Origin of the sequence: Microcoleus sp. Pol7_B2 (assembly GCF_036701035.1) — a bacterium.
Taxonomy (GTDB): domain Bacteria; phylum Cyanobacteriota; class Cyanobacteriia; order Cyanobacteriales; family Microcoleaceae; genus Microcoleus.
The window spans coordinates 1-11,906 of the sequence record NZ_JAUBQB010000121.1 but is presented as its reverse complement, the minus strand read 5'-3'; the positions used below and the strand labels follow the sequence as shown (position 1 = coordinate 11,906).

Annotated in this window: 7 protein-coding genes; 2 read left to right on the top strand and 5 right to left on the bottom strand. The window is 48.8% G+C overall.

Annotation, left to right across the window (positions count from 1 at the left end; translation table 11 throughout):
- Positions 1-224: 224 nt before the first annotated feature.
- Positions 225-1,841 carry a HAMP domain-containing sensor histidine kinase gene (locus QUA57_RS26925; protein ID WP_333064789.1) on the bottom strand — a complete coding sequence of 539 codons (1,617 nt, stop codon included), beginning with the start codon at positions 1,839-1,841 and terminating at the stop codon, positions 225-227.
- 268 nt (positions 1,842-2,109) lie between these two features.
- Between QUA57_RS26925 and QUA57_RS26920 the strand changes: the two genes are divergently transcribed.
- Positions 2,110-3,516 (top strand): TldD/PmbA family protein, encoded by a 1,407-nt coding sequence (locus QUA57_RS26920; RefSeq protein ID WP_333064790.1) that lies wholly within the window; start codon positions 2,110-2,112, stop codon positions 3,514-3,516.
- A gap of 307 nt (positions 3,517-3,823) precedes the next feature.
- On the opposite strand, the gene patX is transcribed toward QUA57_RS26920, so the two are convergent.
- Both patX and coaE read right to left on the bottom strand, forming a co-directional pair.
- Positions 3,824-4,027, bottom strand: a complete 204-nt coding sequence (gene patX / locus QUA57_RS26915) for a heterocyst-inhibiting protein PatX (protein WP_333064791.1) — start codon at positions 4,025-4,027, stop codon at positions 3,824-3,826.
- Positions 4,028-4,859: 832 nt separating this feature from the next.
- Positions 4,860-5,591 (bottom strand): dephospho-CoA kinase, encoded by a 732-nt coding sequence (gene coaE, locus QUA57_RS26910; RefSeq protein WP_333064793.1) that lies wholly within the window; start codon positions 5,589-5,591, stop codon positions 4,860-4,862.
- A 205-nt stretch (positions 5,592-5,796) separates the two neighbouring features.
- Here coaE and QUA57_RS26905 point away from each other — a divergent pair, with 205 nt between their 5' ends.
- A complete protein-coding gene (locus QUA57_RS26905) occupies positions 5,797-10,944 on the top strand; it encodes a CHAT domain-containing protein (RefSeq protein ID WP_333064794.1) in 5,148 nt (1,715 codons plus the stop codon).
- On the opposite strand, the gene QUA57_RS26900 is transcribed toward QUA57_RS26905, so the two are convergent.
- Together QUA57_RS26900 and QUA57_RS26895 are read right to left on the bottom strand one after the other, a co-directional pair.
- Positions 10,861-11,475, bottom strand: coding sequence for an EAL domain-containing protein (locus tag QUA57_RS26900; protein WP_333064795.1), 615 nt, complete (start codon positions 11,473-11,475; stop codon positions 10,861-10,863). The two genes, QUA57_RS26905 and QUA57_RS26900, sit on opposite strands and share 84 nt — an antisense overlap.
- Entirely contained in the window at positions 11,433-11,867 is a 435-nt protein-coding gene (locus QUA57_RS26895) for a diguanylate cyclase (protein ID WP_333064796.1), read from the bottom strand. Before QUA57_RS26895 ends, QUA57_RS26900 begins: the two co-directional genes overlap by 43 nt.
- Positions 11,868-11,906: the final 39 nt, after the last annotated feature.

Here is an 11,906-nt window from a genome sequence, read left to right as displayed (position 1 = left end):
TAATCAGTGGTTTGACTCATTTCTATTGGTGGCCGGAGGCAAAAGTTTAATCATGGTTAATCGACCGGACATAATATAAAGGTTAGTTGTCCGTTGTTAGTTGTCCGTTGTTGACCGATATTAATGAGCTCTCTCTTCTCTTCCTCTGCGTTCTCTGCGTTCTCTGCGGTTAAATCATTCCGATGCAACCGGAATTGATAGGACAACCAACAACTGACAACTGACTATTGCAGGGGCAAAAATACCGTCATCACCTCGCCCTTTTGGGGCCGCTGGCGAATTACCAACTTCCCGCCAGCAGCCCGAAATAAATTCTTAGTCACGCTCAAATTTAAACTCAAACTTCCCGTCTCCGGCTGCACCATCAACAAAGGCCCGATCGATCGCAAAGGAGCATTCCCCTTAGCTGCAAAAGTCGATGCGACATTACCTTCAGGTAGGTGTTCCGATTCCAACTGCAACTTTAACTGATCGCCCGCCAAAGTCACCTCCACCTGAATGCGACTCCCAGAGGGCAAAGTTCGAGTAAAATTCTCAATCAAATTAGTTAAAACCTGATCCAGCATCGTCGGATCGCTGACTACCGCCGGCAACTTTTTCGGCACAATAACTTCCAAAGTGTGGTTTCGCACAGCCGCCTGTTTTTGCCAGCGGGGAATGCTATTTTGTAGCACTTCACCGAGGGACATTGCTGTTAGCTGCACGCCCGAATTTTTAGCTTGCGACATTTCCAATTCCACGGCGCGGAAAATTAAACCGAAGCGATCGATCTGAGCGGTACACTCAGCATCAATCATTTCCAAACGCTTGACCACAACCGGGTCGAGTTTGGGACGTTTCAGCAGCAGCCGAGTCAGCGTGCGAATAGTAGCCAAAGGAGTGCGCACTTCGTGGGCGATCGCCTGTAGCAATTCCACCTCTTTAGTAGCCAGAGGAATTGGAGATTTGCAGTTGATATCTGTAGCCGATAACTTGTGATGTCTATGGTTCAAACCATCATCAATTCTTTCATCCTTTATCCTGCCTGCTTCATCTTTCCCAACCGGCAAATTATGCAACAGCAAGCGGCTGAACTGCATTACTGTTTGATAATTGGGTGCCACAGGCAAAAACTGCTGGAACAGCGCGTCTAATTTACTAGAATTATTAGTTAATTGGCTAACTGGTAAATTGAAGCTGCCGTCAGAATTGGCAAGCAAACATTCGCTTTCAGTCACCCTGCGCCGCAAAACCTCCCAAGCTTTGGCGACTACTTGCGGATCGAAAGAAAATAGAAAAGCCGGAATTCCCGCTGAATTTTCACCCAAAACCATCACCAAGCTAAAACTAGGAGTTAAAACCAAACAAAACTGCTCGTGCGCCAAAGGATCGCCACTTGCCAAAGCCAAAGCCGGGGCCGCCGCAGGCACTGATGTTTGCACATCAGCCGCCGGCATTAAAGCTAAAGTTTGTCTAGCCCGAAAAGACCACAAAGCTGCATCGTTGTCGGGAAGACTGGTAAAAATCCAATTGGCAAAGCCCGAAGCCAAAGCGGGGTCAGTCAAAACCGAAGACGGGCCAGACAAAACCAATCCCTGAGAGGAATTGGGGACTGTCGAGCGACAATTTGCTCGATCGGCATCTGTTTTTTGTCCTGCTTTTTGCCGATCGAGCATTTGATTCAAAGCTGCGATCGCCCCGTACCATTCCTGTTCAGCTTTCAGTCGAGAAGCCCCACGGCTTACAGGACACCGATGGCGGTTGTTTCCTCCCGCCAACTTAGCATCAAAGAGACTCAGGTCATTTTCTTGGCCTTCGGAGGCTAAAATTTCGCTTATTGTCGGTAAAAAGTAAGTATTCACAGTTATAAACCCACCTTCGGAGGCATGAAGGGTGAAGTATTTATGTATAGGAAAGTTCAGGAGTTAGGAGTCAAGCACCAGCACGATTAAAAAATCCCGCATAATTTCTTGCGCCTTCCTCCTAACTCACAGGATATCCACATTTGTTAACTAACGATATTGGCAGAACCGTACCAATAAGTCGCAATCTCCGCGCTTGGGGCGATATTTTGCACGATCGCCCTAACAAAAGTGCAAAATGAAGTAAGTTAAACACCGTGCTTTCCTTATGCCCACCTCGATCGCCGACTCGAAAAATCTGCTGTCCGACTTAATGGCACGCTACCGTCACCAAGTCGATTATCTGGCAATTCGACTGGAAGAAGCCGAAGGCACCGACATCCTGCTGCGGGGCGAAAAAATTGAAACCCTCAGCGAAGGAGTCTCAATTGGCGGCCAAGTCAGAGCTTGTCACAAAGGCGGCTGGGGCTTTGCCAGTTTTAACCGACTTTCCACCCTCGCCGAAAGAATCGAAGAAGCCATCGCCGCGGCAAAACTGATCGGCGAAGAAGAAACGATCCTGGCACCTGTCACCCCAATACAAGACATTTGCTTGCTGCCGCTGACAGGGACAGACCCCCGTCTGGTTCCCCTAATTGACAAAAAGCAATTGTGCGATCGCTACGCGGCCATTCTCCGCAGCATTGACCCCCGCATCGCCACAATCTCCGTGCGCTACGGCGACAGCACCCAGCGGATGATCCTCGCCACCTCCGAAGGCACCATGCTCGAACAAGGTTGGGCAGACATGGAAATGCGCTTTGCCGCCACAGCCCGCAGCGGGGAAACCGTACAAACCGGCCGCGAAACCACTGGTTCCCGCAAAGCTTACGAAGACTTAACCGATCTCGATGTTCAAGTTCGCAGCGCCGCCCAGAGAGCCGTAGATTCCCTAGCCTTACCCCCCGTCCAAGGCAACACCTACACCGTCGTAATTGACCCAATTTTGACCGGATTGTTCGTCCACGAAGCCTTCGGACACCTTTCCGAAGCCGACATGGCCTACGAAAATCCAGACATTTTGGAAATTATGACCCTCGGTCGCCAGTTCGGCCCCAAAAACTTGCAAATTTTCGACGGTGCATCGCCAGAGGGACACCGGGGCAGCTATTTCTACGACGACGAAGGCACTCCGGCGACTACTACTCAGTTAATTAAAGACGGGGCTTTAGTCGGGCGGCTGCACTCGCGGGAAACGGCTGGCAAGTTGGGAGAAACGCCTACTGGCAATGCTCGCTGTTTGAATTATCACTATCCGCCGATCGTCCGCATGACGAATACTTGGATCGAACGGGGTGACACGCCAGTTGCTGACTTATTTTCTGGTATCAAAGAAGGAGTTTATGCGCGCAATTGGCAAGGCGGCATGACTAACGGCGAAATGTTTACTTTCAGTGCCGGCGAAGCTTGGATGATCCGCGACGGAAAACTAGACAATCCGGTGCGGGATGTTACTCTTTCGGGTAATGTTTTCAGCACTTTAGCTGATATTGAGGCGATCGGCGACGATTTCTACTGGGATGAATCCGGCGGCTGTGGCAAGGCAGGACAAAGCGGTTTGCCCGTCGGTTGTGGCGGCCCGAGTTTGCGGATTCGCGATATCGTTGTTGGTGGCGAAGCTGCGGAAGAAGATTAAAGCTGAAAAAGTTTAAAAAAGAAAGGTAAAGCGCCAGATTCCTACTCGCGCTTTACCTTTCTTTTTTGAGTGCAACATTTCGCGCCCGTTTGTGGTGTCTGATATTTTGACGATATTGGGCAAAAAAACCGGAATAGCGAACAATTATGCCTTGAGTGGTCAAATACCGCTGAAAAATCGGTTTTTTGGTACGCAGTACCTAATTCCCGAATTAATAAATCGAAATCTTCAATTTTTCTCTTCTTCTCCCAATTTTTAATTTGTCCATTTTCCCCCTAATTCCCTGCAATTATCGCTTTTTTCGGCTTTATCTCCCCTCGCCTCGTCGTGGTGGCTTATTATCTGGCTGCTTATCGTACAAGCTCTGAGTGTCAGGTAGAGCGGTGAAAATTTCTGAAGCAGAGTTGTCTTGAGCAAAAAAGGTCGATCGAGTTTCTAAGCTTTGAGCATTAACTGCGCCAGCACTCAGTAACAGGCTTGACATCAGGATGGAAGAGTAAACGCGCATCATAAATTTTGGTGTTTGTATTTTCTCCTTCTTGATACGCAGTCTGTACTCTGCTATCAGGATAAAAAAAATAATTGTGGCGAAGTCATCAATTAGTAAGTGAGGACACCTGCAATTTTTTTGAGTTTTGGTTAAAAGCTGGTGAAATCCATCCTTTAGCTCGCTTGTTCGCGGGTAATTTCTAGTTATCTACTACTGGCGGGCAACCAGCAGAATTCAAGACCATGTTCAAAAAAAGAATACTACTCTTCTATGCCCGTCTTCCCCACCCTGGTAGCTATAAATCATTCCCAAATCTCAAATCTCAAATCTCAAATCTCAAATCTCAAATCTAAAAGGGTATCGCCCCAGGAATCCTTTTGAAACAGTCTTCCAAGAAAGAAACAAAAACCGCCAATTGTAAAGTTTTACTACTTTTATGATTAACTTGATAATTTATTGAGGTGAAGCGGCAACCCGGGGATTAAAGACACAACAGGAGAGTACCCAGCCACGCCATCAGCACGTTAGATATAAATATCTTGGTGAATGAGATTCCTTAAAGTGGGCAATGCCTAATTTTTTACATTAACTTCATAAATGGTTGCTATTATATTTTCAAATAAATTGTGAACTTTTTATTTTTTGTGATTTTTTCTGACTTTTCTGATCTTGCTTGGTGACAAGAGGGCTTACGCGCCACTTTGAAGGAGGAGTCGAAAGCGGTTGGAGAAAAAAGCCCCTTCACAAAATCGTGGATTCAATCTCAAATCTCACCTCTCAAAGCGACTAACTGGCGCGCAGGGATTAAAAAAACCTGGTTTTAAAACCGCTATCGCGGAGTCAATCTCACATATCAAATCTCAAAGCGACTGACTTGCACATCTACCTCCAGGAATAGCGAGTCGAGCGTTGACGAGTTGTCCAAAATAACATCAGCTTGTTGACACTTTTGAGCTAGCGGCAACTGGGCATTAATGCGGGCCTTAGCTCGATCGTAACTCAAGCCGTCTCGCTGCATTAGTCGTTCTAACTGCACTTCGGGTGAACAGTACACTACCCAAATTTCGGTACACAAGTCAGTCATGTTAGCTTCAAACAGCAGCGGCACTACCAAAACCAAAGTCAACGTGTCAGCCGGCGCGCAGAAACCGGGTTTTTTTTCAACAATACTTCGTTCTAGCTTTTGGTTAAAAAAGCCGGTTTCTTGAGTCTTTGTACCTAAATCCTGTGTGCTTTGGGATACCAAACTCGATGCAGCAATGTAGCTTTGAGTTTCCTCAACTAATCGGCGGCGCACGTAAGGGTGAATCTGTTGTTCCAACCACTGCCGCTCGTCTGGGTTACAAAAAATAATACTTCCCAACTCGGGCCGATTTAAATTGCCGTCCGGGAGCAAAATACCGGCGCCGTATCGTTTTACAATAGAGTCAAGTATTGGCGAACCGGGGTTCACAGCTTCGCGGGCGTAAATATCGGCATCTAAAATCGGAAATCCACAGGCATCTGCAAGATAATTAGATATAGCGGTTTTACCGGTGGCGATGCCCCCAGTTAAACCGATCAGACGGACAATTCGATCGCTCATAATTTTCTCTGTTTAAACTTCCTGTGTTTCGACACTTACTGTCAGTCTTTGCTATGTTGGTGACACAATCAAATTTAGACTTAAATTTTAAGATTTGCGATCGAGAGTTCGCGTTAGGAAGTGTCAGGATTGGGGTGCGATCGACTCTTTTTTACCTAAAATCTCAATTTTAAACTCGAATTAAGGTCTAGACCGAGGCAAACTTATGAATGCTCAACGTGCTGTGCGGTCGATTCTGGCAGCAATTCCCCTTGCTGGATTTTTGATAGTAGATTTTTTCCCCAACCTGGTTTTCCTCAAAGAAAACAGAAACGGATGGGTACTCGTGGCAATTTATCCCCAATCTCAAATTGCTGCGGCACAATCTATTACTCCAGCCCCAGACGGCACCGGAACCACTGTCACCGCCCCAGGTACAGGGTCGCCTCCTCGCTACGACATTAAAGGCGGCACTACCTCCAGAGACGGAGCAAATTTGTTCCACAGTTTTACTCGGTTTGGTCTGAATTCGGGCGAAACTGCCAATTTCATCTCCAACCCAGCCGTTAAAAATATCCTCGGCCGTGTTGTCGGGGGCGACGCTTCCTTAATTAACGGTCTAATTCAAGTTAGTGGCGGCAATTCTAATTTGTTGCTGATGAATCCCGCAGGCATTATCTTCGGAGCAAATGCGCGGCTCGATGTATCCGGGTCTTTTTTGGCTACCACCGCTAGCGGTATCGGTTTTGACAACGGCTGGTTCAACGGTACAGGGGCGAACGACTTCGCGGCCCTAGTTGGAGCGCCGAATGCTTTTGTTTTTGGCTCACAGCCCGCGAGTATTGTCAATGCCGGTAACTTGGCTGTCGGAACCGGGCAAAATTTGACTTTGCTAGGCGGCACGGTGATCAGTACAGGGCAACTTTCAGCCCCGGGCGGTCAAATTACTGTGGCGGCTGTCCCGGGCGAAAATCTGGTGCGGTTCAGTCAAAACGGACTTTTGCTGAGTTTAGAAGTTTCTCCAGCAGCCGGAGTGTCGGGTTCGGAAGCGGTTCCCTTCTCTCCCCAGAGTTTACCAGGGCTGCTGTCGGGTCCCGGCGTGGCTCACGCTACGGGTATAACTACGAACGCTCAAGGTGAAGTTGTGCTCACAGGCGGTCAAACAGTGCCAGGAGGTGCTGGAACTGCGCTGGTAGCGGGTTCTGCGGACGTGTCTGCTACGGGGGGCCAGGGAGGAAGCGTCAACGTGTTGGGCGACAAGGTAGGGCTGTTGGGAGCGAAGATTGAAGCTTCGGGGCCCGACGGCGGCGGAACGGTGCGGATCGGGGGAGATTACCGAGGCGAGGGAACTGTGCCGAATGCCAGGATGACTTACGTGGATGGCAAAAGTTCGATCGCCGCCAACGCAACTGAATCAGGCAACGGCGGTAGAATTGTGATCTGGGCTGACAACACAACAGCATTTTTGGGCAGCATCAGCGCAAATGGCGTTTCTGCAACAACCACCGCAGGTGTTGGGGGGTTTGTGGAAGTTTCGGGCAAGCAAAGATTGATTTTTAACGGTACTGTCGATACGTCTGGGACAAACGGTTTGGGGACTTTGCTGTTAGATCCAGACAATATTTTAATTACAGATTCCCTACAAGGTGCGGGCGATGCGGAAATTATTGCCAACAATAATATTTTGGCAACAGGAACGCCATCACCACAGCCAAAAAATTCTGAGCCTTCGCTGACAATTTCGGCTACAGCTTTGGAAAGTATGTCGGCGACTGCAAATGTGGTTCTCGAAGCGCTCAACGATATTACAATTGCTGATTTGGCGGACAATCAGTTGAGATTTCAAGCAACTACTGGTTCGGTAACATTGAGAGCAGATGCCGATCGCAATGGTGCGGGTGTTTTTTCGATGAATTCTGGAGATACAATTAGCACGGCGGGCGGTGCGATAGCCATTTCGGGAAGTCAAATTACTGCGGGCAATTTGTCGAGTAACGGCGGAAATATTAGTTTAATTAGTCCGGGTTCGACTGTTGCAAACAACATTTCTTCATCCAATCCCAGCACCGGCAGCAGCGGGAATATTGTGCTCGACGGCCTGAACGTGACGGCCCAAAAACTTGATGCCAGCGGTCGGGAAGCGACGGGCAATGTAACTGTGACGGCTCAGAATGTTCTGGGAGTGAGATCGATCGCAGGGGGTTCGGGAAACATTACTTTGACTGGTGATGAAATTAATTTGCAAGGCGACAAAAATTCAGTCAGCGGTACTGGCTTTTTGGTACTGCAACCTTGGAGTCCCGGTCAAAATATTGCGATCGGCGGTTCTGGAGATGTCGGTACTAATATTTATTTGAATCTGACGGCAAGCGACCTCGGAAGTTTGGAAAATGGGTTTGCTGGAATTACGATCGGCCGCACCAACGGTATCGGTTCAATTCTGATTGCCAACGATTTCACATTTTACGATCCGCTAATTATTCAATCGCCAGCGGGTTTGGGAACAATCACTACCACAAATTCCCTGACAGGGGCAGACAATGCCTCAATTACTATCAAAGGTGACGGCAATATCCGTACCGGAAATATCACTACCCACAATCAGGAAATTCGCATTGTCAGCACCGCAGGCAATGTCACAACCGGTCGGCTACTTACTGGAACTTCTCGCACCATCAACACTTCTGTCAATTCTTCCGAAGATACAGGCAATTCGGCGGGAGATGTTAGTGTTACCGCACAGGGCACGGTGACTGCCGGGGCGATCGACACGAGGGGCGATCTCGCGGGGAATGTGACGCTGACGGGGCCCAAGGGAGTCACTGCGGGGGCGATCGAAGCTGGCGGCGTCCAAACAGGGGGAGATGTTACCCTGACGGGCAACGAAATTGACTTGACAGGTGACAAAAATTCGCTCACCAGCAACGGCAATTTGGTGTTGCAACCGGCCGCTCCAAGCCAAAACATTATAATTCAAGGTTCTGACGATACAGAAGCTCTGAACTTGACTGCAGCGGAATTGAACACTTTTGGGAATGGGTTTGCTTCGATCGCGATCGGACGTTCTGACGGTAGCGGTGTGATTTCGATTCTTTCTGAAACTCCAAATTCAACGCCAAATTCAACGCCAGTGGCGGTGACATTTCAAGATCCGACGACGATTCGATCGCCCAATGGCGCAGGCGCGATCGTCGGAACGGGTGCGATCGTCGGCACTGATAACGCCACGATCTCTCTGATGGGGGGTACTGTAGCCGTCGGAGACGTTACCTCGACTGCGGGGATTAACATCACTAGCAGTCAAGGCAAGTTGACTGCTGGTACGGTTTCATCTCGCTCAACTTCCGGGGTGGCGGGCCCTATCACTATTCGCAGCGCCGGTGCGGTAGAAACCGGCAACATCGATGCTTTTGGTGCCAGAAGCGGGGGAGATATTTCGATTGCGGCGCCGGGCCGGATCGTTACAGGGGTGATCAACTCGAGTTCGCAATCGGGAAGTGCCGGTTCGAGCCAAATTACCGGGAACAAAGATATTGAAGTTGTTTCGATCAAAGCTCGTGGCAATATCGGCGGCGATGTGGCAATCGAGGCTGGGGGAGCGTTTCGGACTCCGGGAACAGGAACGGCTGCTGAGGGCGCCCAGGTCAGCATTTCTACAGACGGGCTGGCTCAATCGGGTTCACAGACGCTGCTGCAAAGCACTTGCCCGTCGGGAACCTGCACGGCGGCGACTGTTGGGACGGGAAACTCGAAGTCGAACACTGCCACCTCCTCAACTGCGATCGGGCCGCTGGCGATCGTGGCGAGTCCGGCACCAACTACCAGCGTGGAACTGAAAACTACAGACAATTCTCAACAAATTGTGACTCAGGTGAGTCTCCCTGCCGCAGCGTCGGTGCCAAAGGGCAGTACCACAAATGTCTCGCCAGAACCTGCTGCTGCGTCTGTTGAGGCGGGGTCGAACGAGACTGCTGCCGGCCCGGTACTGCTGTCGCCGTCGGTGTTAACAGACAATTTGGGCGCGCCTGCGACGACAGAAAACGGCAGCGTGGCAACAACTCCACAGAAGCCTGCGAGCGCGGTGAGTGCAGAAAGTGTCGGGAATGTGAGGGTTCCTGAGATTTCTCGATCGAGTTCGATCGCGCAAATAAGTCCGATCGACGCAGTGCAGCAAAGGGATAGAACTCAGGGCCGGGAATTTGAACGTTACTTTGGGGGTAATCTCACTGAAAAGTCAGTCACACAGCAAAGTATTCGAGATACTCTCAGCAGCGTCAATCGGTTGACAGGGGTCAAACCCGCGATCCTTTACGTTTGGGCGAAAGAAAAACATTTAGAACTTGTGTTGTTATTGCCAGACGGGAAAAATGTTTTTAAAAGCGTGCCTGCAAGCCGCGAGACAGTGCTGCAAGTTGCTAAAGAATTCACTAATGCTATCAGAACTCCTAGGAGATTGAATGCTGCTAATTACAAGGAACCTGCCGAGAAACTTTACCAGTGGTTAATTGCACCGCTGCAACCGGAATTGGAGGCTAACAAGATTGACACCTTGGTGTTTTCGATGGATGCCGGTTTGCGAACTTTGCCTTTGGCTGCTCTTTACGACGGCAAGCAGTTTTTGGTAGAAAAGTACAGTTTGGGGCTGATTCCGAGTTTGAGTTTAACTGATACTCGCTATGCCGATGTTAAGGGTTCTGAAGTGTTAGCGATGGGTGCGTCGAATTTTCCTGCCAAATACGATCAAAATCCTTTACCTGCGGTGCCGCTGGAAATATCGACAATTGTCGGCAAGATTTGGCCGGGTTCGTCTTTTCTCAATGAAGCTTTTACTTTGGCAAATTTGAAGAACAAGCGCAATCAACCGCAATACAAAATTATTCATTTAGCTACTCACGGGGATTTTCAGCCTGGGGGAGCGGAAAATTCTTACATTCAGTTTTGGGATACTAAGTTGCGGCTGAATCAGTTGGAGCAGTTGAAGCTATCTAACCCGCAGGTGGAGTTGTTGGTTTTGAGTGCGTGTACTACGGCGGTGGGAGACGAACAAGCTGAGTTGGGGTTCGCGGGGTTGGCGGTACACGCGGGGGTAAAATCCGCTTTGGCGAGTTTGTGGTATGTCAGCGATGTCGCTACTTTGGGGCTGATGACTGAGTTTTACCAGGAGTTGCGTACAGCGCCGATTAAGGCTGAGGCTTTGCGGCAAGCGCAGTTGGCGATGCTGCGGGGAGAAGTGCGGTTGCAAGATGGTTATTTGGTGCGATCGGGCAACAATCAAGCTCTGCCTTTGCCGTCAGAGTTGACCGCCAGGGGCGATCGAAATTTCTCGCATCCTTATTATTGGGCTGCTTTTACCATGATCGGTTCGCCGTGGTAATTCTGAAGGAACAGCGTGCGATCGCCTAAAAAACCGGGAGAGAACAAGTCGCAAAACTCGGAGGATGGGAATACCTAAAAAAGTGCGGTAACTCACACTAGAAACCGCGATCTCAACATCGAAAACGGGATAAAATGGAACAAGAAAACTGAAAAAAATTCGACTGCTAGCGCCAGAAATATGGATTGTATACAAGTCTTTACTACAAACTTTTAGTCCAGATAAATTATGATAATTCGATAAAAAAGTTTCGATTACCCAACAACAATCGCTCTTTGTTATCAAGCCATAACACTCGGCGGTGAGAATAAACTCATTGGGAGCAACGCTTTCTCCGTTTTGGTCAAGCATTGTCAACAAAATTTCATAAGGCTCTAATGATTGATTAGAGGTAATAGAGCCAATCTTTTGGAAGTAGAGACAAAAACGATTGGTTTCTAACGCACGGCTGATTTTGGAAATCAACTGCCTCTCACCACGTTGTCTAATTATATTAGTTCGCCATCGTCTCGACGATAAACATGAACACATTTGCGACCTTTGCCTTTGGCAGCATAACAAGCTGCATCAGACGCCCCCATAACCTCCATCAAATCTTGGCTGGCTTGGTTAATGGCAACAACTCCAATACTGACCCCGATGATAAAGGTTTTGCTATCCCAAATAAACCGAAACTGATGCACTAGATCTTTGAGGTTTTCCGCAATCTGAGCTGCTTTAGAGAGGGGACACTTATTAAGCAAAAGACCAAATTCGTCACCTCCCAAGCGAGCCAATGTGTCATTAGCGCGGACTCCATTTTGTAAAAGTGTAGTGATTTGGCGCAGTAGCTCATCGCCAGCACAATGACCTGCGGTATCGTTAACGACTTTGAACTTATCTAAATCTAAATAGGGCTTGCTGAATAATCGATCGCCAACCAAGAGCAGGAGCGATCGATATATTCAAGCAGAGTTAAATAT

Bases quoted from the DNA above. Each gene is read 5' to 3' on its own strand.
- patX (WP_333064791.1), bottom strand. From the start codon at position 4,027: ATGATGCGCGTTTACTCTTCCATCCTGATGTCAAGCCTGTTACTGAGT.
- QUA57_RS26900 (WP_333064795.1), bottom strand. From the start codon at position 11,475: ATGTGTTCATGTTTATCGTCGAGACGATGGCGAACTAATATAATTAGA.
- QUA57_RS26920 (WP_333064790.1), top strand. From the start codon at position 2,110: ATGCCCACCTCGATCGCCGACTCGAAAAATCTGCTGTCCGACTTAATG.
- QUA57_RS26905 (WP_333064794.1), top strand. From the start codon at position 5,797: ATGAATGCTCAACGTGCTGTGCGGTCGATTCTGGCAGCAATTCCCCTT.
- coaE (WP_333064793.1), bottom strand. From the start codon at position 5,591: ATGAGCGATCGAATTGTCCGTCTGATCGGTTTAACTGGGGGCATCGCC.